Source organism: Lentzea albida (assembly GCF_900111005.1).
Lineage (GTDB): Bacteria > Actinomycetota > Actinomycetes > Mycobacteriales > Pseudonocardiaceae > Lentzea > Lentzea albida.
Genome location: NZ_FOFV01000024.1, coordinates 25,475 through 45,659, shown reverse-complemented (window position 1 = coordinate 45,659; position 20,185 = coordinate 25,475). Strand labels below are relative to the sequence as shown.

At 70.3% G+C, this 20,185-nt stretch carries 17 protein-coding genes; 11 read left to right on the top strand and 6 right to left on the bottom strand.

The genetic code is table 11. The features are described from left to right. Positions 1–480 precede the first annotated feature (480 nt). The 4 genes from BMY74_RS39175 (at position 481) to BMY74_RS39160 (ending at position 5,560) form a co-directional block, all read left to right on the top strand. On the top strand, positions 481–1,629 hold the full coding sequence (locus BMY74_RS39175) for an MFS transporter (protein WP_177230147.1): 1,149 nt from the start codon (positions 481–483) through the stop codon (positions 1,627–1,629). 76 nt (positions 1,630–1,705) lie between these two features. Continuing rightward, positions 1,706–2,887: an acyl-CoA dehydrogenase family protein gene (locus BMY74_RS39170; protein ID WP_089925839.1), complete on the top strand. Its 1,182-nt coding sequence runs from the start codon at positions 1,706–1,708 to the stop codon at positions 2,885–2,887. Positions 2,888–2,988: 101 nt separating this feature from the next. After that, positions 2,989–4,152: a tryptophan 2,3-dioxygenase gene (locus BMY74_RS39165; protein WP_089925836.1), complete on the top strand. Its 1,164-nt coding sequence runs from the start codon at positions 2,989–2,991 to the stop codon at positions 4,150–4,152. Positions 4,153–4,183: 31 nt separating this feature from the next. Continuing rightward, on the top strand, positions 4,184–5,560 hold the full coding sequence (locus BMY74_RS39160; protein ID WP_245786631.1) for a pyridoxal phosphate-dependent decarboxylase family protein: 1,377 nt from the start codon (positions 4,184–4,186) through the stop codon (positions 5,558–5,560). Between the two features lie 8 nt (positions 5,561–5,568). Here BMY74_RS39160 and BMY74_RS46870 read toward each other — a convergent pair whose 3' ends face one another. From BMY74_RS46870 to BMY74_RS45480, 6 genes are all read right to left on the bottom strand, one after another. Next, a complete protein-coding gene (locus tag BMY74_RS46870) occupies positions 5,569–6,012 on the bottom strand; it encodes a methyltransferase domain-containing protein (RefSeq protein WP_089925834.1) in 444 nt (147 codons plus the stop codon). Positions 6,013–6,025: 13 nt separating this feature from the next. Further along, complete coding sequence (locus tag BMY74_RS39150; protein WP_089925831.1) at positions 6,026–6,487, bottom strand: VOC family protein; 462 nt, start codon at positions 6,485–6,487, stop codon at positions 6,026–6,028. A gap of 219 nt (positions 6,488–6,706) precedes the next feature. Next, positions 6,707–7,756 (bottom strand): beta-ketoacyl-[acyl-carrier-protein] synthase family protein, encoded by a 1,050-nt coding sequence (locus BMY74_RS39145; RefSeq protein ID WP_089925828.1) that lies wholly within the window; start codon positions 7,754–7,756, stop codon positions 6,707–6,709. Beyond that, entirely contained in the window at positions 7,753–8,979 is a 1,227-nt protein-coding gene (locus BMY74_RS39140; RefSeq protein ID WP_177230146.1) for a cytochrome P450, read from the bottom strand. Before BMY74_RS39140 ends, BMY74_RS39145 begins: the two co-directional genes overlap by 4 nt. A gap of 4 nt (positions 8,980–8,983) precedes the next feature. Then, complete coding sequence (locus BMY74_RS39135; RefSeq protein ID WP_089925823.1) at positions 8,984–10,735, bottom strand: AMP-binding protein; 1,752 nt, start codon at positions 10,733–10,735, stop codon at positions 8,984–8,986. A 117-nt stretch (positions 10,736–10,852) separates the two neighbouring features. Next, complete coding sequence (locus BMY74_RS45480) at positions 10,853–11,113, bottom strand: acyl carrier protein (RefSeq protein ID WP_177230145.1); 261 nt, start codon at positions 11,111–11,113, stop codon at positions 10,853–10,855. 460 nt (positions 11,114–11,573) lie between these two features. Here BMY74_RS45480 and BMY74_RS39125 point away from each other — a divergent pair, with 460 nt between their 5' ends. The 7 genes from BMY74_RS39125 to BMY74_RS39095 all read left to right on the top strand — a co-directional run bounded on the left by BMY74_RS39125 (position 11,574) and on the right by BMY74_RS39095 (position 20,168). Beyond that, the gene (locus BMY74_RS39125; RefSeq protein WP_089925817.1) at positions 11,574–12,539 is read left to right on the top strand and encodes a cupin domain-containing protein; all 966 of its coding nucleotides are present in this window, start codon (positions 11,574–11,576) and stop codon (positions 12,537–12,539) included. Continuing rightward, a complete protein-coding gene (locus tag BMY74_RS39120) occupies positions 12,539–14,014 on the top strand; it encodes an aldehyde dehydrogenase family protein (RefSeq protein ID WP_089925814.1) in 1,476 nt (491 codons plus the stop codon). The genes BMY74_RS39125 and BMY74_RS39120 overlap by 1 nt, the downstream gene beginning before the upstream one ends. A gap of 290 nt (positions 14,015–14,304) precedes the next feature. Continuing rightward, positions 14,305–15,489: a glycosyltransferase gene (locus BMY74_RS39115; RefSeq protein WP_089925811.1), complete on the top strand. Its 1,185-nt coding sequence runs from the start codon at positions 14,305–14,307 to the stop codon at positions 15,487–15,489. 551 nt (positions 15,490–16,040) lie between these two features. Further along, positions 16,041–17,675 (top strand): AMP-binding protein, encoded by a 1,635-nt coding sequence (locus BMY74_RS39110; protein WP_089925808.1) that lies wholly within the window; start codon positions 16,041–16,043, stop codon positions 17,673–17,675. Beyond that, positions 17,672–17,956, top strand: coding sequence for an acyl carrier protein (locus BMY74_RS39105; RefSeq protein WP_089925804.1), 285 nt, complete (start codon positions 17,672–17,674; stop codon positions 17,954–17,956). Before BMY74_RS39110 ends, BMY74_RS39105 begins: the two co-directional genes overlap by 4 nt. After that, the gene (locus BMY74_RS39100) at positions 17,953–19,182 is read left to right on the top strand and encodes a cytochrome P450 (protein WP_089925801.1); all 1,230 of its coding nucleotides are present in this window, start codon (positions 17,953–17,955) and stop codon (positions 19,180–19,182) included. The genes BMY74_RS39105 and BMY74_RS39100 overlap by 4 nt, the downstream gene beginning before the upstream one ends. Beyond that, positions 19,179–20,168, top strand: a complete 990-nt coding sequence (locus BMY74_RS39095) for a 3-oxoacyl-[acyl-carrier-protein] synthase III C-terminal domain-containing protein (RefSeq protein ID WP_143091885.1) — start codon at positions 19,179–19,181, stop codon at positions 20,166–20,168. Before BMY74_RS39100 ends, BMY74_RS39095 begins: the two co-directional genes overlap by 4 nt. The last annotated feature ends 17 nt before the right edge of the window (positions 20,169–20,185 follow it).

Sequence of the window (20,185 nt, the reverse complement as noted above, 5' to 3'; positions counted from 1 at the left end):
GACATCCCCGCTTCACCCAGGGGAAGAAGAACTTCTCAGCACATCCTGCAGGTCTCAACGCGTCGGTGAACAGTTGCGCGGAACGCTCCTGCGGTGCACTCGCCCGACCGCGTTCCCGCTCCTGCGACGCCAGTACCGCCTTCCCGACGGGTCGCGGTGGCCGGGTCGCCGACGAGCTCTTCACCACTACCGTTCCGCCAGGCGAAACGGGTCTCGCACTCGAGACCGTCCGGACTGCACAGTGTCGGAGCACTGCGGCGACACGATTTCCACACACTTTCGAGAGCGGTGGTCCACCGCTCGGCGCGGTCGAGGGCGCTGTCCACGTCCGCCGAATCCTGGGAACCGTCACCGCGGTCAGGTGCCGCCGCCCCCTGCCCAGCGGCATCCTCAACCGCCCCTTGGAGGTCAGCTGTGTTCGACGTTTACCGCAGCGCCTTCTCCACGAGGGGGGCCGCGTCCTTCTGCGCAGCAGGTGTGTTGTCACGCCTCTTCGTCGGGATCTACCCGCTCGCCCTGCTCCTGTTGCTGGCGTTGCCCACCGGCCAGTACGGGAAGGCCGCGTTGGTCAGCGGGTGCTGGACGATCGGCAACGCACTCGGCAGCCCCGTCGCCGGGATGGCCGCCGACCGTTTCGGGCAGTACAAGACCCTGCTCCTGTCCGTTGTCGCCCATTTCGTGCTCGCCGCGATGACGCTCGGGGCAGTCGCACTCGACTCGTCTCTTGCGACGACCCTCGTCCTGGCGCTTCTCCTCGGCGCCTCGGTGGTCAACACCGGCCCCATGACACGTGCGCGATGGGCTGCGATGTGGCCGGACGGCACTCCGGAGAGGTCTGCCGCTTACTCGGTCGAAACGGTTCTGGACGAGGTCGTCTTCGCGATCGGCCCTCTTCTGGCAGCGGCACTCGCGATCGAGGTTTCTCCTTACCTCGCCGTCGCTTCGGCGTTCCTGCTCACTGCCTGCGGTGGGACCTGGCTGCTGTTCCAGCGCCGCACCGAGCCGCCCCGGCGACCTCCCGCCGCCCGTGTGCACCGACGCCTCGCCGCGCGGTATCCGGGCATGCCGTTGCTGCTCGTGCTGCTGCTCGCGGTCGGAGCGACCTGTGGCTCCGCGGAAGTGCTGCTCGTGGCACGCACAGGCGAACTGGGCAATCCCGGTGGTGCCGGTCTCGTCCTGGCCTGCTTCGCGGTGGGCAGTGGCGTCTCGGCCGTCCTCTACGGCGCACGGACACGAACCAGGCCGGCGCCGCTTCGACTTGCCTTGAGCGCCTCGGCGTTCGGCCTGCTCCCCGTCCTCTACCTCACCGCGGACAGCTTCGTCGCCCTCATGGCCTGCTCCGCGGTCAACGGTCTCAGCATGGCACCGACCGTGATCAACGCCTTCCACCTGCTCGACGAGCTCGTTCCGGTGGCGATCCAGACCGAGGGGATGAACTGGGTGTGGTCGAGCCTCTCGCTCGGCTTCGGTTCGGGCACAGCCGCGGTCGGCAGGATCGCGGACGAGATGGGTTCCCGCGCGACCTTCCTCCTGCCCGTCCTGTGTGCGTTGTTCGCCGCCGCGACGGCCCACCTCCTGCGTTCCCGGATGAAGCCGAGAGTCGCGGCGGAAGAGCTCAAAACCTCGTGACGGACGAGAACACACTTCCCGATTCGGCGACCTCGACGCCGAATCGCCTGTAGCAGCAGGGAAAGGACTATCTGACATGGTGAACGACGTGCTCGAAAGGCTCGAGGGCTCACGCGTGCAGTTGGAAGCCCAAGCCGCCGAAGCGGAGGAGCTGGGGACGCTTCCCGGGCACACCGCGGACATCCTGAAGAAGACCGGCCTGGTGAGAATGCTGCAACCGGCGAGGCACGGCGGCCTCGAGGCCGATCCGCGCGACTTCTTCGACGCGGTGATCCTGACCGCCGAGTCCTGCGGCGCCGCGGGCTGGGTCGCAGGCGTCCTCGGGTCACACCCCTGGCAGATGGCCCTGATGCCGGAACCTGTTCAGAACGACGTGTGGGCGACCGATCCGGACACCTGGATCGCATCGCCGTTCTCGCCTTTCGGCAAGGCGCGCACGGTCGAGGGGGGCTACCTCCTGAGCGGCAGGTGGCAGTTCTCGTCCGGCACGGACCACTGCGAATGGGCCTGGCTGGGTGCGACCGTGGTTGACGCGGACGGCGATCGCGCCGGCTCCGAGGGCACTTTGCACATGCTGCTGCCACGCGGCGATTACACGATCGTCGACGGGTCGTGGAACGCGGTCGGATTGCGCGGCAGCGGCAGCAAGGACGTCACGGTCAGCAACGCGTTCATCCCCGCCGAGCGCGTGATAGCGGAGCAGAAGGTCGTGAGCGGCCTCGCGGCACGAGAAGCAGGCAGGAGCGAAACCCTCTTCCGCATGCCCTGGTCCGCCATCTTCCCCAATGCGATCACCGCGGCCGTCATCGGCATGTGCCGTGGGGCGCTCGCGGCGTCCTTCGACTACCAGCGCGATCGGGTCGACGAGACGGGCAGGCTGGTTCGTGAGGACAAGTTCCTCCTGGCGCAACTGAGCGAGTGCTACTCCGAGGTCGAGTCGGCACGGGCTCAGATGATGGCCAACCTGAGCCGGATGTGGGACATCGTCGACTCCGGGAGAGAGGTTCCGTTCGAGATCCGCGCGGCCGCGCGTTGCGACCAGGTCCGCGGCAGCCGGCGCGCTGTGGAGGCACTCGACCGCCTCTACAGCCACTCGGGCGGCAACGCCCTGCGATCGGATCGGCCGATGCAGCGTTTCTGGCGCGACGCGCACGCCGGGCTGAACCACGCCATCAACGTCTACTCCGGCCCGTACCAGGCTCATGCGCTGGCGCGGATGGGCGCCGCGGTTCCCGACGCCCTCCAACGTGACATCTGAGTCACGGCGGCCAGCGGCACCGACGACAGCGGAACCTCGCGCCACATCACCTGTCACCACATTCCGACCTGACTCGACTCAAAGGTGAGGCAGGAATTCTCATGACCGCGACCAGTGCGGTGAGCAAGCACGCGGCGGCCTCCACCGCCGGCGCCCGGCAAGGCGGATCGACACCGGGTCTGGCGAACTCGATCCGCTCGCAGATACTGCGACACGGCAAGGACCGGCTCGCGGAGCAGGTCCTGGACCAGGTCAGGGCGAGCCGCAGCGGCACCGCGATCGAGCCGACGACCGCGGCGTTCTACGACTGCGTCCTGGACAAGGCGGAGAACCGCTACTCCTACCGGAGCTACCTGGCACTCGACGTCCTCAGTCCTCTGCTCCCCCCGTCGGGAGACGTCCGGAGTGGATGGGAGCTGGTGTCACACCTCCTGCTCGACCTGGCCGAGTTCGAGCAGATGACGTTGGACGACCACGACAGCGAGTTCCTGCCGAACGGTCGGCCGGACCGCCACGTCGCACTCAGGCGAATTCGCAAGATAGATCTTCTGCGGGGAGGCGCCGGCTCAGCGGGCAGGAGTACCTCCCCTGCGGGAGAGCTGGTCGAGAAGATTCTGCGCTTCAGCGTTCTTCCCGTCTCGAGCCAGCACGACGAGTACCTCTTCATCCGAGTTCTGCAGTGCTACGAGACGGTCTTCACGACCATGGCGACGATGCTGGGGCAAGCACTCCTGGCCGCGGGATCGGACCGCGTCCGAGAAGTCGCCCGCCACGTCGACTCGGCCGCGACGACCCTGGACCAGGCGTCAGGGCTGTTCAGCCTGCTCGCCACCATGCCTCCTGCGCACTTCCGGTCCTTTCGCATGCAAACCGACGGGTCGAGCGCCATCCAGTCGGAGGCCTACAAGCTGGTGGAGATCTTCTGCGCCCTGCCGAAGAGAGCTCGGCTCGACTCCCCCGCCTTCCTCTCCGTTCCCGACGTGCGGCTGCACGCCCTGTCCGGGCACAAGACGTTGTCCTCCTGGCACGGCCGTCAGCAGGACAGGTGGAGCGTCGCCGAAGGCGAGATGGTGACGAACGCGGTGCAGCGCCTGGAACGAAGTCATCAGAAGTGGAAGCGCACTCACCACTCCATCGCGAAGTCCATGATCGGGACCAGCGGCGGGACCGGCGGGACCGAAGGCATCGAGTATCTGCGGCGATGCATGGAGAACCGCCTCTTCTGGCCGATCAGCGAACAGGCTTCTTCTCACCACAACTCATGAGCCGGACTGGCGACGGAGGTCGAAAACAGCCGTGGACCTGTTGAAGTGGATGATCCGAGCACACGAGGAGAACACGAAGTGGCAGAACTCGTTCTCCTCGTTCTCACCTCACCCGTCGATGGAGGTCGGGGACGAGGCGTTCGCGGCCGTCTTCCACGACTTCACGAAGAGGCTGGAGAAGAACTACCCCTTCTTCCACCCCTCGTACGCCGGGCACATGGTTCGTCCGCCGCACTTCGCCGCCACGATCGGCTACCTGGCGACCATGCTGGTCAACCCGAACAACCACGCGTTCGACGGCGGCCCGGCGACCGTCGAGATGGAGAGGGAGGTCGTCGCCCAGCTGTCCGCGATGTTCGGGTTCGACACCTCGCTCGGCCACTTGACGACGAGCGGCACGATCGCGAACCTCGAAGCTCTTTACGTGGCACGTGAACTCCGCCCCGGCCAAGGTGTCGCCTTCAGCGAGGAAGCCCATTTCACCCACAGCCGCATGTGTCGCGTGCTGGGCGTGGAAGGTCACGAGGTGCGGGCAGATCGACACGGCCGGATGGACGTCGAGGCCCTCGAGGAGCTGTTGCGGACACGACAGATCGGTACGGTCGTCCTGACAGCCGGCACGACGGGACTGGGTGCGGTCGATCCGATCCACGACGTCCTCGCGCTGAGGGAACGCTACGACATCCGCATACACGTCGACGCCGCCTACGGTGGTTTCTTCACCCTCCTGCAGGGATCGGGTACGGCAGAGGCGCTACCACCAGAACCGTGGCAGGCGATTTCCCGATGTGATTCCGTGGTGGTCGATCCCCACAAGCACGGGTTGCAGCCCTACGGGTGCGGCGCGGTGCTCTTCAACGACCCGGCCGTCGACCGGTTCTACGACCACGACTCCCCGTACACCTACTGCGCGCCCGCCGAGTTCAACCCCGGTGAGACGAGCCTGGAGTGCTCGCGGTCCGGCGCGGCCGCCGCAGCTCTTTGGCTCACCTTCCAGGTCCTGCCACCGACTCCCTCGGGGCTGGGCCAGGTGCTCGGCGCGGGCAGGCGAGCCGCCCTGGACTGGGCCACCAGGATTCGGTCCTCCGAAGCGCTCGAGCTGTACCAGGAGCCCGAGCTGGACATCGTCACCTACTTTCCGGCCGTCCGGCCCGCGAGCATGCGGCTCGTGGACGAGACTTCGGCCCGGATGCTGGAAAGCGGTGCGAGAGATGCGGATCCCGTGTTCCTGAGCACGTTGAAGGTGCGGTCCGACGCACTCGTCAGCCGGCATCCCGGTGTCACCGCCGACGCCCCCGAGGCGCGGATCATCCGGAGCGTGCTGATGAAGCCCGAGTTCGAAGACTTCGTGCCGCGACTTCACGACAGGCTGGAAGCGCTGGCCTTCTCCCAGACCACCTTCCGGTAGAACGAGTCCTACACGAGCCTGGCGCCGATGAGCACGGCGAAGACGGCGGGGCTCGGACACCGGCCGCTCGACACCGCGTCGGTCAGACGCAGGACGCAGAACGTGTCGGCGAACACGGCGGGCTTGTCGACGGACAGGGTGATGACGCAGTTGGAAACGACGACGTCGATGGTGTTGCCGGGCAACGGGATCGACTCGATGTTGCCCTCGAGGAACTCGACGTTGGTGGCGCCGGCCCTGGCTGCGTTGGAGATCGCCTGCGAGAGCATCTCGTCGGTCATGCCGAGGCCGTGAGCCTTGCCGGAGGGGCCGACGCGGCGGGCGGAGAGCAGGACGTCGATGCCACCGCCGGAGACGAGGTCGGCTCGGGGGCTGAGCGCCCCGAGGAGGTGGTCGGCCCCGCCCGCCGAGGCGGGGCGGGGCGATAGGTCGCCAGCGGGCGGGACGACCACCTCCGGAGCGGCCTCAGTTCAGGACGCGGTCGTGGAACTGCGGGAGCGGGTGCGGGACCTTGCCCTCGGGCACCGGCGGCCGGCCCGACTGGTCCGGCGGGAACGAGATGACCTCGACGAGGTAGCCGTCGGGGTCCGGGACCAGCGTGATGGTGATGCCGCCGACCTTCAGCGGCGGGTCGCACGCGAGGGCGTAGCCCGCGTCCGCGATCTCGGCGGCGGCTGCCGCGGCGTCGTCGACGGTGAGGACGAACGGCGTCCACGCGGGCGCGCCGGACTGGACCGGCATGCTGTCGCCGCACATCAGCACCACCCTGCCCTGACCGCTCGCGTCGGCGAGCACCACCTCGGTGATGTCCGGTGCGGTGAACTCGACCCGTTGCAGCACCGACAACCCGATCGCTTTCGTGTAGAAGGCGATGGACCGTTCCAGATCGCTGACCACGATCTTGGCGTAGCTCAGGCGGGCTTCCATGGCGTGCGCACCTCCGTGCGAAATTGATGGGCGGGTGTTCCTGGGATTGCTTCCGTAGTTGCGTGTCGAGGACGTTGTGGAGTGCGATGGTGGTGTCGGAGGCGGACAGCGCGGTGTCAAGCACGCGTTCGTCGCGCTGAATGCGCACGCTGTACCGACTTTCCAGTTCGGCACGTCCGAACACCCGCCGAACAGTCCGAAGTGGACTTCCGCTCGGGCTCACGGCACGGCCGGTGCGGCGGCAACTCCTCCTGGGCCCGGCTGGTCGCGTTCGACGACGATCGCGCAGGCGGTCAACCCCGCGCCCGTCCCGATCAGGAGCGCACAACGACCGGCTCCCAACATGTCACCCGCCACGATGTCGGCCAGGTTCGCCGGCAGGTCCCCTGCCCCGAGGTGCCCGGTCCGCGCCCCGAACGCGCGGTAGCGATCGCGCAGCGCCCGCGGCAGGGCACGCCGCACGACCTGGTCCGTCACCTGCGCACCCAGCCGGTTCGACGAGACGAGTGCGATGCGGTCGCGGGCCGTGTCCTCGTCCCCCAGACCGGCGTCGGCCAGTGCGACGTCGACGGCCTCCCGGATCACCTCGCGGGAGCCCTTCAGGTTCGACGCGAACCCGAGCGCGTCCGCCCCGGTGCCGGAGACCGGCTCGGGCAACGGGCGGAACGGGTGGAAGGCCGGGAAGGTCTCCTCGAGCAGCGGGCGACCCGCCGAGCCGATCGAACGGATGACCAGCGGGCCTTCGTCGCGTCCCAGGAGAACGGCGGTCGCGCCGTCCCCGAAGACGGTGGCGGGAGCCGTTCGCCACCGGTCGTACGGGAGCGCGCTGAAGTTGCCCGCGGTGGTGCACAACGCGTGCCGGACGTTCTCGTCCGCCTGCATCAAGGTGGCGGCCCAGCCGATCCCCGCGGCTCCGCCGTTCGACATCTGCGCCAGCCCGATCGCGACCGCCCGGGACGCGCCGAGCACCCTGGCGAGCCGGTGCGCGGGCGACCAGGGATCCTCTTCCACTCCCGGGGTCATGCCGGCGTAGGCGATGAAGTCGATCTCCGCGGGATCCGTTCCTCGTTCGCCGAGGCACTGCCGGGCTGCCTCGCACCCCATCCACCAGGCGGGCACCGCGGCGCCGACCGGCACCTCCGAGCAGGCGGCCCCGGCGGCCTGCTCCGCGGTCGTCGCCCCGGATGCGACGGCGTTCGCCGCCGGGTACCGCTCGTCGGGCAACCACGTCGTCGCGGCGGTGATCCGGACGGTGCGCTCGACCTTCATGCCGGCCGCTCATCGGGTCGAAGGCGGATCGGCACGGAGAACAGGCTGCGGTCCCCCAGGTTCGTCGTCCAGCGCAGCCTCTCGACCGGGACGGCGAGGGACAGCCGCGGAAACCGCGCGAACAACGCGGGGAGCGCCATGGTCGCCGTGGTCAGCGCCAACGGGGCACCCGCGCAGAAGTGCGGGCCGTGCCCGAAGGCGATGTGCGCGGGGCTGCCGGGGCGGGGCACGACGAGCCGGTCCGCGTCCTCGTAGGCCAGGGGATCACGGTTGGCGGCGGCGACGAGCACGAGAACGGTGGCGTCGCGCGGGATCGTGACCCCACCCACCTCCACGTCCTCCGCGGCGAACCGCCAGGTCGCGCACGGCGTCGGCGGGTACCGGCGCAGGACCTCCGAGAGCACCGCCGAGCACGACGCCGGACCGGCCATGATCGCGTCGAGCAGGTCTTCCCTGGTGGACGCGAGAGCGGCGGCGTGAGCCAGCAGTGTCGTCGAGGTCGTGGTTCCGGCGAACACGGTCAAGGCGACCATCGACATCACCTCGGCCAAGCTGAGCTTGCCGCGGGGGTGGTGATCGCGGAAAGCCAGCTTCAGCAACGTGTCGGTGCCGGGGAACCGGTCGTGGTCGTCGATCGCCTCCAGGATGAGCCGATGCTGCTCGTCCGCGGCTTCCCGAGCCTCCGCGCTCCGCGGATCCGGGCCCGCGACCACCACTCGGACGGCGGTGAGCAACCGGTCGAGCAGGGTCTGCTCGATTCCGATGACCTCGCTCATCACCGAGGTCAGCACCGGAGCGGCGAACTCGGTCACCAGGTCGGGCTCCGCCGAGGCGGCCAGGACGTCGAGTGAAGTCTCGACGATCTCGGCGATCCGCCCGCGGCGTCGATCGACGGCCTTCGGGGCCAGGCACTTCGTGAGCAGCTCCCGCAGACGGCGGTGGTCGGCTCCGTCGGTGTTCAGCACGTGCCGGCCCAGCACCGCGTAGCTGTCCTCGGGGTGCCGGCCCCCGTCGAACAGCAGCGCGGGATCGGACAGCGTCGCAGGATCCTTCTTCAGCCGGCTGTCCAACAGGACCGCTTTCGCCTCGGCGTAGCGGGCCACGACCCAGACTCGGAGCCCGGTCGACAGCACGACCTGCTGAACCGCGCCTCCTTCGGACAGCGCGGCCAGCATCGAGTCGTTGTCGGCCTGGTCCGGACTCAGCGCGAAGACGCGGGACACCGGTTCACACCTCGCTGTCGGCGAAGAGTCGCTCGCGCACCTCACCACGACGCCACTTCCCGCTGCTGGTCCGCGGCAGCCAGCCCCGCGCGACGAGCCGGACGTCGACGTCCGCCAGTCCGACCTCATCGGCGATCCGGGCGCGGATGCCGGCGACCAGGGCCGTGTGGTCGTCGGCCTGCGTCTCCGCCACGACGACCATGCGCTCACGGGCCACGTCGGCCACGACGACCACGTGACGCTGGTAGACACCGTCGACATCGCGGACCGCCATCTCCACGTCGTGGGCGTGGAAGTTCCGGCCGGCCACCACGATCATGTCGCTCAGCCGCCCGGAGACGTAGAGCTCGCCGCCGAGCACGAACCCGGTGTCCCGCGTGCGGAACCAGCCGTCCCGCAGCGCGGCGTCGGTGGCGGCGCGGTCGTCGAGGTAGCCGCGCAGCATGTTCGGCCCCCGTGCCTCGATCTCGCCGAAGTGCCCTTCGTCCAGCACCCGGCCCGCGACGTCGCTGATCCGGAACTCGACACCGGGGAAGGCGGGCCCCTGGGACACGACGGGCACCGTGCCGGCCTCCGCGCCGTCGCGCGTCACCACCCGCGCGCCGTCCCGCAGTGACGCCCGATCGACGTGGACCAGCTTCGCGACCCGGCCCGCGGGCTGCAGCGAGATCCCCACGCAGAACTCCGCCGCACCGTACCCCGGCGTCATCACCGTCGGCCGGGCGCCGAGCGGGCCGAGCAGCTCGTCGAACCGTCGCAGCGTCTCGGCGGCGACGGGTTCACCGGCGTTGATCGCGGCCTTCCAGCTCGAGAGGTCGACGCCGTCGAGCCGCCCGGCCGCGGCCGCGTCGAGGATGCGGTCGTAGGCGAAGTTCGGGCCGGTGAAGAACGCGATGCGCTGGTCGGCGAAGTACCGGATGGTCTCCGCGGTGCGCCGGACGAATGTCACGGGGCTGAACATGTGCAGGTCGCTGGCGGTCACCAGGTGGGTCAGCAGCGTGACGAGGCCGAAGTCGTGGAACAGCGGCACCCACACCATCGCGGCGTCGCCGTCCTCCACGCCGCCCCGCTCGGCCGTGCCCAGCACGCTGGCCACCAGCGCACCGTGCTCGATCATCGCCCCCTTCGGCGAGGAGGTGCTCCCGGAGCTGTACTGCACCACGGCCAGGTCTCGCGGACCCGGCAGCGCGGTCCGCGGAGCTTCGGGCAGCGGTGCGCAGTCGGCGATGCGGATGACCGCGACGTCCGGGTACCGCTCGCACATGGCGTCACCGAACTCGTCGAACGGCGGCCCCACCAGGACGCACCGCAGGCCCGCGCCGCGGACCAGCGCGTCCAGCCGCTCCAGAGCGGACTCCAGTCCCCCGGCGAACGACGGCACGGGAACCGGCACCGCCGCGCTGTTCGCGGCGAACACCCCGAACAGCGCCGAGACGAACTCCGGCGACGTCGTGGCGAGGATCCCCACCCGCTGGTCCGGGCGGTCGTCCAGACCCGCGCGACGCAGTTCCGCGGCGACCCCGTACGCCCGCGCCGGGATCTCCCGGTGGGCCAGCGAGGTGTTCAGCTCCGGAAAGACCACCTCCCCTGCCGTCCGCCGCGCGAGGACCGGCAGCAGGTCCGCCATGGTGCGCAGCTCCCGCGCTTCCGCGAGCCAGCGGAGTCCCGGCCCTCCGGCCCGTGCACCGGAACGGGTCGCCGCCTCGACTTCCAGCCGCATCGGCATTTCCTCCAGGTGGTCCTTATGTGCTGTCATGACGACGCGAACGCCTGTCGACCGTAAGCACGTGCGCACGACGCCTGCCACCCGCTCGTTCCACCGTCCGGAACGCTCACCGAGCCGGCTCGGGTCACCCGGCGATCGCGAACCCGGTCACAGCGCCCGGGAGGAGCGGACCCCGGCTTCGACCAGGTTCGCCAGGTCGGCCACCGTCCGCACCCGGACCAGGTAGTCGGGATCCAGCTCGAGGGACAGCTCGTCCTCGATGGCGCTGACCGCGGTGAGCAGCCGCAGCGAGCTGGCGTTCTCGAGGTGGGTGAGCTGTGCGTCGAGGGAGACGTCGGCGGCGGGCACACCGAGCGCGGCCGACAGGTGGCTGACGACCACCCGCACGAGGTCATCGGACGACGTCATCGGGAAATCCTTTCGGCTGCAACCTGGAAATGCGGCACCACCCGAACGACCCTGCCAGCCGGTGACAGCTGTGCGGATTCCGTTCTTCGCCCGCCGCGACCTCCTGGAGAATGACGGAAAAGTGATTGGACGCCAGTAAAGCCCACCCGATGGTTGTCGCCGCGCTCGGTGTTCCAGCCTCCGGAACAGGCCGTTGCCGACACATTTCATCTCCGACTATTCATAGCCGATGCCGGATGGGAGCCGCCGCTACACCATCGCGCAACTCCCCACCCCCGTCACGAGACTGTCGTCCGCGTCAACTCCTGAGCGTCGAATGCAGCGTGGACTTCGGAGAGGTTCCACGATGATGATCCATCCACCCGGGACAGACACCGTCCGGCCGTCGCGGACCCTCATCCGCCCCATCCCGTTCGAGTCCGTCGCCCCCGGACCCGTGCCGGGGTGGAGGAGGATCCGCGTGCTCGTCGACGGACGTGCCGAGGGCACCGTGCCGGGGTTCTCCCTGGCAGCCGGCGGACTGGAGCTCCCGGCGAACTTCCGCGGCGACCCGCAGCAGCACCCGGACAGCGACACCGTCCTGCTGTTCACCGCCGGAGGCCCGGTCCTCACCTACCACGGCGAAGACCTGCGCTTCTGGTCCGTCCAGTGGCCAGGCGACCTCCTGACGATCCCAAGGGGCACGCCCTACGTCGTCGACGTCCTGTCCGGGCACCTGGGCAGCACCGGGTACGTGGTGCGCTCCACCGGCAGCCTGCTCGACGACAACCTGGCCCGGCCGGACCTCGACGACCGGGCCGCGGCCATGGCCCGCACCGCCCGCGAGAACTGGGAGGAGTGGGCGCCCGCACCCGGCCGTTGCACCGTGGTGCCGTTCACGTCCGTCGCTCCCGTCGTCACCCCGCAAGGTCATCGCATCCGGCCACTCGTCGACGGAGAACCCGGCGGCACCACCCCCGGGATGCGTCTCTCCGTGGGCGGACTGGACGTGCCAGGCGCCTTCCTCGCCCATCCCCACCACCACCCGGGTACCGACGTCCTCGTGCTGCCCACCGAGTGCCCCGCAGAGGGCGCGCTCACCCTGCACGGGCAGCAGCTCGAACACGACGCCGTGCAGCACTCCGGCGACCTGCTCCCGATCCCGGCCGGGCGCGAGTTCGCGCACACCGTGCAGAACCTGAGCCTGACCGAGCCCATCGGCCGCGTCTACGAGTTCCGGTCAGGGCCCACGGTCCTCTGCGACAACCCCAGGCTCCCCGCGCTGCTCCCGATCGCCGAGCGGCGGGGGCGTGCGGCGCTCGAACGTCGTCACGGCGTGGACGCGGTCGCCGAGCACCTGCGCGCCGCGAACCCCCGTTCGCGCGACCCGTTCCCGAACCGGGGCGCGGTCCTGACCACCACACCGGACGCAGGACGGGAGAGCTGATGGAGAACACCCGCGACAGGAAGCGGAACACCGGGCACCACAAGCAGTTCATCGGCGGGACCTGGCGCACCGGCTCGACGGACGAGGTCCTCGTGGACCGCAACCCGTTCGACGGCTCGACCGTCGCGGAGTTCCGCTGCGCGAGCATCGCGGACGTCGACGAGGCGTACCGGTCCGCCCAGCGTGCCAGGTCCGAGTGGGACGCGGTGAGCCCCGACGACAAACGGGCGGTGTTCGAGCGGGCGGCCTCCTACGTCGAGGACCACACGCCGGAGATCGTCGACATCATCATCGACGAGCTCGGCGGCACGCGGCTCAAGGCGCAGTTCGAGATCGGTCTCGTGCTGGGCGTGCTCGCGGAGGCCGGCACCTTCCCGCTGCGCATGGACGTGCGGACCCCGCCCTCCTCCAGCCCCGACCGGGAGAACCGGGTCTACCGGGAGCCGGTCGGTGTCGTCGGGGTCATCAGCCCGTTCAACTTCCCGTTCTTCCTCGGCATGAAGTCCGTGGCACCCGCGCTCGCCGCGGGCAACGGTGTCGTGCTCAAGCCCCACGAGGACACCCCGATCGCGGGCGGCACGCTGGTCGCGGAGGTCTTCGAGGCCGCCGGCCTGCCCGCCGGGCTGCTCAACGTCGTGATCACGGAGATCCCGGTGATCGGTGACGCCTTCGTCGAGCACCCCGTGCCGCGTGCCATCTCGTTCACCGGCTCGTCCGAGGTGGGGCGGCACGTCGCCGAGGTGGCGGTCCGCAACCTCAAGAAGCCGGTCCTGGAACTGGGCGGCAACAGCGCGCTCATCGTCCTGGCGGACGCCGACCTCGACGTGGCGGTGAACGCGGCCGTGTTCAGCCGCTTCACCCACCAGGGCCAGGTGTGCATGTCGGCCAGCCGGGTCCTCGTGCACCGCGACGTGTTCGACGAGTTCGCCTCCCGGTACGTCGCGAAGGCCGCGTCGCTGCCGGTCGGCGACCCGCGCGACCCGGACACCGTGCTCGGCCCGCTGATCAACCAGCGGCAGGCCGACCGGCTGGCGGAGCAGGTCGGACGGGGCATCGCCGAAGGGGCCGAGGTGCTGCTGCGCGGAAAGGTGGACGGCACGCTCTTCCACCCGACCGTGCTGACCGGTGTCACGCCCGAGATGTCGGTGATGCGGGAGGAGCTGTTCGGCCCGGTCGCGTGCCTGGTGCCGTTCGACACCGAGGACGAGGCGGTGGCCATCGCCAACGACACCCCCTTCGGCCTGTCGGGTGCGGTCCACACCAGCGACCTCGACAAAGGTGTCGAGCTGGCCAGGCGGCTGCACACGGGCATGGTCCACGTCAACGACTCGACCATCGCCGACGAGCCGAACATCCCGTTCGGCGGCGAGAAGCAGTCCGGGTTCGGCCGCGTGAACGGTGACTGGAGCCTGGACGCGTTCACGACGGTCAGGTGGGTCTCGGTCAACCGGGGCCGCGCCCACTTCCCCTACTGATTCCTCGCAGCTCTCCGGCCGGCGGATGAAGGACATCGCGATTCACCGCGAATCCGGAGGCTGACTCGGATCGAGGTCATCCGAACACGTGTCAGATATTTCACAGACCTTCACGGCAACACATCCGGTCCTCCTCGGTTGCGGACGCCGTACAGGCTCCGCACCTCCGGGCAATGGCGGCCTTGCCGACATCAGATCCGGTTCACGTCCGCAGCCGATGCGGCCACCACAAGCGGTGATCCTCGTCAACAACCGGGATCTGACGCGGCAGCGGCCATCAGAATGGGAGCATGTCCTTGCGGATTCTCTTCACCGTCGCGAATTCACCGTCCCACATCCGGGCGCTGGTGCCGGTCGTCAGGGCCGCCGAGGCCGCGGGGCACACGGTGGGGATCGCGACCGGCGCGGGCTCCGCCGCGGACATCGCCGCCTACGGTGTCGACCACCTGCCGGCGGGTGTGGACATCCTGGACCTCGTGGCGCGGACGCTCGAGAAGACCGGGATGACGTTCGCCGACCTCACGGCGATGGAGAGGACGGTGGACTTCTTCATCGGCCCTCCGGCCGAGGCGATGGCCACGGACATCATAGCCTCGGGGTGGAACCCCGACGTCATCGTCCGCAGCACGCTCGAGTTCGGCGGCGTGCTCGCCGCGGAGGTGCTGGGCGTGCCGCACGCCTCCGTCGCGATCGGTGGCGCGGTCAACGTGGTCTCACCGCCTTCCACGCTCGCGCCGCTGATGGCCCCGCTCCGGGCGTCGTTCGGCCTGCCGCCCGATCCCAGCGGAGAAGCGAGCTTCCGCCACCTGCACGCCTGCCTGATGCCCAAGACCTACGACGCGGCTGAGGCGGCCGTTCCCCACTCCCGGTTCTACCGGCACGAGAACCCCGGCAGGAGGGGCGACGCCCTGCCGCCCGCTCTGGCGGAGCTGCCCACCGACAAGCCGTGGGTGTTCGCGAGCCTGGGCACGCTGTCCGCGTTCGCGTCAGACGGCCCCTCCCTGCTCAGATCCGTCGTCACGGCCCTGGCACGACTGGACTGCGTCGCGGTGGTCAGCACAGGACGCGACGTGGCGCACGAAGTGTTCGGGGCCCTGCCGCCCACCGTGGTCCTGGTGGAGACGGTTCCCCAGCCGCTCCTGCTGGAGTGCTGCGATCTCTTCATCACCCACGCCGGCCACAACAGCGTCCGCGAGGCCATGCGCTCCGGCGTTCCGCTCGTGTGCACCCCGCTGTTCTCGGAACAGCCGTACAACGCGCGCAGGTGCGTGGAAGCCGGCGTCGGCGAACAGCTCAACACCGGGACCATGACGACCGACGACGTTCTGGCCGTGTGCCGGAAAGTCCTGGAGGACCCGCGGTATCGGGGCAACGCCAGGCGAATCCGCCGCGACATGCTCGCACTGCCCCCACTCGAAGCCTTCGTCGACGACCTCCAGTCGTTGGTGGAGAGCGGGCTTCCGAACGGTCGCTAGTGGTGTGGTGCAGGAGGTTGCCGGGGGAATTCGCGGTCAGACGGGTGCATCGTGGTGCCGCCCCCACGTCCTCGTACTGGTTGTACGGGGACGTGGGGGCGGTGCCACGAGGCGCCCTGCTGAGTGTGGATCACCTCGCCGACCTTCTGGGACACACCACTGGCCGTGCTGCCGATGCGGTCGTCGGCAACCCCGGGTGCGGAGCTGCGGATCTCCGCAGTCACACCGGAACGCGGGCTTGCCAGACTCATCTCGAGAACCGGTCGAGCGGAACGGGACTGACGAGATGATCGAGGAGCCGGCCGGAAGGCGTCGTCACGACTCACCGCCACACCGGCCACTCCTCTGTCCACAGTGGACTACCTAGGTCGTCGTCGCGCACTTTCCGCCGACCTCCGACGGCCCGGACACGACGCACAGGTCCGAGGGCACTGCGGCCATCGCGGATTCGCCGCCGCTGCCACACCACCTCGAGTACCCGCCGTGCCGACAGCCGCGTTCCCGGCCTGCCGGCACGGCTGCCCACCACACCGCGACACCAAGGACAACGCATGGCGACCGACCTTTCCGGCACGCTCGTGGACGCGATCACCTGCGCGCCCGGCGACCGCGGCCGGATGATCTTCCCGGAGTCCACGACCGTCCTGACGCGTGCCGAGCTCGGTCCCCGCGCCAACGGCGTCGCCGCGGCACTCCTCGCCTCCGGCGCCGAACCCGGCGAGGTGGTCGGCGTGCTGCTGCCCGCCACGCCCTCCTTCCCGCCGGCCCTGCTGGGCGTGCTCACGATCGGCGCCGCCGTCAGCGTGCTCCCGCTGCCCGCCGTCGCCCACGACGTCGACAGCGTCGCCGACGACCTCGCCGCGTTCATCCGGACCGTCGGCATCCGGCACCTCGTGACCGGTGACCTGTTCGCCGCCGCGCTCGAACCGCTGCGGCGCCGTTGCCCCGGACTGCGCGTCGTCAACGCCGACCGGTGCCCTCCGGCCACGCGCGTCCCGACCACGCACACCCCCGGCCCGGATGATCGCGCCGTCGTGCAGTTCACCTCCGGCACCACCGCCCGGCCGCAGGGCGTGGTGCTGTCCCACCGCGCCGTCGTCAACGGCGTCCTCGCCCCGGTCGCGCGCTGCGAACTGACCCCCGCCGACGTCGGCTACCAGTGGCTGCCGCTGTTCCACGACTTCGGCATGATCGGACTGCTGATCTCGCTGTGCGCCGGGTTCGACACCCACCTCGTCTCGCCGTCGACGTTCATCCGGCGCCCGCTGGACGCGCTGCGCTACCTCGGTGAGCACGGCGTCACGATCTGCACGGGACCGAACTTCGCCTACGACCGGCTGGCCGAAGCCGCCCGCACCGCCGACCCGGACGGACTCGACCTCGGACGCTGGCGCCTGGCGCTCAACGGCGGCGAGCCGGTCTCCCCGGCCACGGTCCGCGCCGTCACCGAGGTCCTGGGCCGCCACGGACTGCCGGCCGGCGCGATGACGCCCGCTTACGGCATGGCCGAGTACTGCGCCGGCATCACCATCGACCTGCCGGATCTGGCGCCTCGCACCGTCGAGATCGACCGGACCGCGGCCGCTGACGGCCGGGTCGTCCCCGTCACCGGCGAATCCGGCTGGACGATCGTGTCGCAGGGTCCCCCGTTGCCCGGCACCGAGGTGAGGGTCGTCGACACCGCCGGCACCGTTCTGCCCGAGGCCGGCGTCGGCGAGCTCCAGGTGCGCGGTCCCAGCCTCATGGACGCCTACCTCGCCGAGGACTCCGCGACCGCCTCCGGCGTCCTGGACGACGGCTGGCTGCGCACCGGTGACCGGGGTTTCCTGCTGCGCGGTGAAGTGCACGTCGCGGGCAGGCACAAGAACATGATCATCGTGCGGGGCCGCAACGTCCACGCCGAGGAAGTCGAACACGTCGCCCGGCACGTGCCGGGCGTCTACCAGCGCCACTGCGTCGCGGTGGCCGATCAGGAGAGGGAGCGGGTGGTCGTGGTCGTGGAGACCGTCGAGACCGACCGGGCGGCGGTGGCCGAGGGCGTGCGGCGGGCCGTCGGCGAACGCCTCGGCATCACCGACGCCGACGTGCGCACCGTCGACCGGCGCTGGCTGCCCCGCACCACCAGCGGCAAGTGGAAGCGCGACGAGCTCCGCCGCCGGCTGTTCGGAGAGGAGAACGCGGCATGACCGAACCGGTGCACGACAACGAGGCCCCGGCTCTGACCGTGGTGGTCGAGCAGCTCGCCAGGGTGCTGGAGATCCCCGCAGACCAGTTGTCGCCGGACGACCGGCTCGCCTACCTGCCCAACGTCGACTCGCTGCGGCTGCTCGACGCGATCACCTCCGTGGAGAACACGAGCCGCGTCAAGCTCAGCGAGGACGACCTGGTGACCGCGCGGACGGTGGCGCAGCTCGCGGCACTGGTCGAGTCCGCCAGGACCGCGGTCGCGGACAGGGACCGGTCATGAGCCTGCCCACCCTCGTCTCGTTGCCTGACGACGACACCAACACCGCCTATTACGCGCGACTGCGCGAAGCCGCGTCCGTGCAGCAGGTGCAGCTGCCCGGCGGGTTCCCGATCTGGCTCGTGACCAGGTACGACGACGTGCGGACCTGCCTGCGCGACGAGCGGCTCGCCGTCGACCCCCGGCTGCTGAGCTCGCCCGAGCACAAGTTCGGCGGACGGCGCGTGCCCGAGGACACCCTCAGCTCCACGGGGCGGCACATGCTCAACACCGACGGGGCCGAGCACCGCAGGTTGCGGTCGTTGGTCAACGCCGAGCTCTCCAGCGGTGCCGTGGGTCGCTGGCGCCCGACCGTCGACCGCATCGTGCACGAGCAGCTCGACCACCTCGAGCGGCGGGGCGCCGAGGCGGGTGGCGGCCCGGTCGACCTCATGACCGCCTTCGCCAACCAGGTCCCCGTCTCGGTGATCAGCACCGTGCTCGGCCTGCGCCCCGCGGACACGCCGGTGGCCGCCGCGCTGCTGCGGGAGCTGCTGTCCAGCAAGCCCACCGACAGCCCCGAGATGATCGGCCACTACCACGAGCTCGTCGACCTCGTCCTCGCCACGATCGAACACCGCAGAAGCGACCCCGGCGACGACCTGATCTCCATGCTGCTCGCCCGGTCGGAGCCCGTCGGGGTCCGCGACCTGCTCAGCACGGTCATGGCGTTGTTCGTGGGAGGACCACCCACCACCGCGACCGCCATCGGCCACGGTGCCGCCACGCTCGGTGCCAGACCGGACCTGCGGGCGGAAGCCCTGGGCAGCGAGGCGTCCACCGCGCGGATCGTGGAGGAGCTGCTGCGCCACCACCCGCCGTTCCAGTTCGCCATCTGGCGGTTCGCCACCGCCGACGTCCACCTCGGCGACGTCGTCATCCCGAAGGACGCGACCGTGCTGCTGTCACTCGCCGCCGCCAACCGCGACCCCCGCGCGTACGACGATCCCGACGCGGTCCGTTCGCACCGCGAGGGCGAGCCCACCCATCTGTCGTTCGGCAGCGGCGTGCACCGCTGCATCGGCGCACCGCTGGCCCGCATGGAGATCGCCGTCGCGGTCCGCTCGCTGTTCCTCCGCTTCCCGCGGCTGCGGCTCGCCGTCGACCCGGGCGAGCTGTGCTGGAGCGACATGGTGTTCGACCGCAGGCTGGAGTCGATGCCCGTCGACCTCGGCGGTGCGGCCGCATGAGGGTTTCCGGACGGGTGTGCGTCTCCGCCGCCACGACCTGGCTGCCCGCAGGACGATCCCGTGCCGCCGACGCGGTCGCGGCGGGCACGCTCAGCGACATCGACGCCCGGTCGGCCGTCTGCCACGAGGTCGCGGTCGCCGACGGGCAGCAGGCGTGGCAACTCGGTCTGGAGGCCTGCCGGGAGGTGCTCTCCACCACCGGGACCACGCCGGAGGAAGTCGAGTTCCTCGCCTACGCGGGCATGTCCGCGACCGACGAGGACCCGGCGTCCCCGGCACACCGGCTCGCCGCCGCGCTGGAGACCACGCACGCCGTCGCCGTTGGCGTGAACCAGATGTCGAGCGGCGGTGACGCGGCACTGCACGCCGCCATCACCACCCTGCTCACCGAACCCGGCACCCGCCACGCTCTCGCGTGCACCGGCACCAACACCCGCGACCTGCCCTACGACCGCTGGCGCACCGCACCCGAGGTCGTTCTGGGCGACGGGGGCACCGCAGCGCTGCTGCACCGCGACCGGGGACCGCTGGCCGTTCTGGCCACCGGCCGGGCCGGCAACCCTCGGCTGGAAGGCGCCTTCCCGCGTTTCCACCCGTTCCGGCCGCTCCCACCCGCGCTCGACCACAGCGCCGCTCTGCTCGAGTTCCGCACGACCGCCGAGGAAATCCGCATCACCGTGGCCACCGCGGTGCGCCAGGCCCTGACCGACGCGGATCTGCAGCACGCCGATCGCGTCGAGGTCGTCTGCACCGCGCGGCTGCGCCCGCAGACGATCAGGTACACCGTGCTCCCCGCGCTCCCCGAAGCCGCGCGTGACCGCCTCGTGCTGCTCGGCGACACCACGGGTCACCTCGGTGCCGGCGACACGATCGCCAACCTCGCCGACCTCCTCCGCCTCGACAGCCTGACCACCGGCGGCCGCGCACTGCTCGTCGGCCTCGGCGCGGGGTTCACCGCGACGGCGCTCGTCGTCGAACGTCGCTGATCCGAGCCCGGCGGCGC

Bases quoted from the DNA above. Each gene is read 5' to 3' on its own strand.
- BMY74_RS39170 (WP_089925839.1), top strand. From the start codon at position 1,706: ATGGTGAACGACGTGCTCGAAAGGCTCGAGGGCTCACGCGTGCAGTTG.
- BMY74_RS39165 (WP_089925836.1), top strand. From the start codon at position 2,989: ATGACCGCGACCAGTGCGGTGAGCAAGCACGCGGCGGCCTCCACCGCC.
- BMY74_RS39150 (WP_089925831.1), bottom strand. From the start codon at position 6,487: ATGGAAGCCCGCCTGAGCTACGCCAAGATCGTGGTCAGCGATCTGGAA.
- BMY74_RS39145 (WP_089925828.1), bottom strand. From the start codon at position 7,756: ATGAAGGTCGAGCGCACCGTCCGGATCACCGCCGCGACGACGTGGTTG.
- BMY74_RS39135 (WP_089925823.1), bottom strand. From the start codon at position 10,735: ATGACAGCACATAAGGACCACCTGGAGGAAATGCCGATGCGGCTGGAA.
- BMY74_RS45480 (WP_177230145.1), bottom strand. From the start codon at position 11,113: ATGACGTCGTCCGATGACCTCGTGCGGGTGGTCGTCAGCCACCTGTCG.
- BMY74_RS39120 (WP_089925814.1), top strand. From the start codon at position 12,539: ATGGAGAACACCCGCGACAGGAAGCGGAACACCGGGCACCACAAGCAG.
- BMY74_RS39115 (WP_089925811.1), top strand. From the start codon at position 14,305: ATGTCCTTGCGGATTCTCTTCACCGTCGCGAATTCACCGTCCCACATC.
- BMY74_RS39110 (WP_089925808.1), top strand. From the start codon at position 16,041: ATGGCGACCGACCTTTCCGGCACGCTCGTGGACGCGATCACCTGCGCG.
- BMY74_RS39105 (WP_089925804.1), top strand. From the start codon at position 17,672: ATGACCGAACCGGTGCACGACAACGAGGCCCCGGCTCTGACCGTGGTG.
- BMY74_RS39100 (WP_089925801.1), top strand. From the start codon at position 17,953: ATGAGCCTGCCCACCCTCGTCTCGTTGCCTGACGACGACACCAACACC.
- BMY74_RS39095 (WP_143091885.1), top strand. From the start codon at position 19,179: ATGAGGGTTTCCGGACGGGTGTGCGTCTCCGCCGCCACGACCTGGCTG.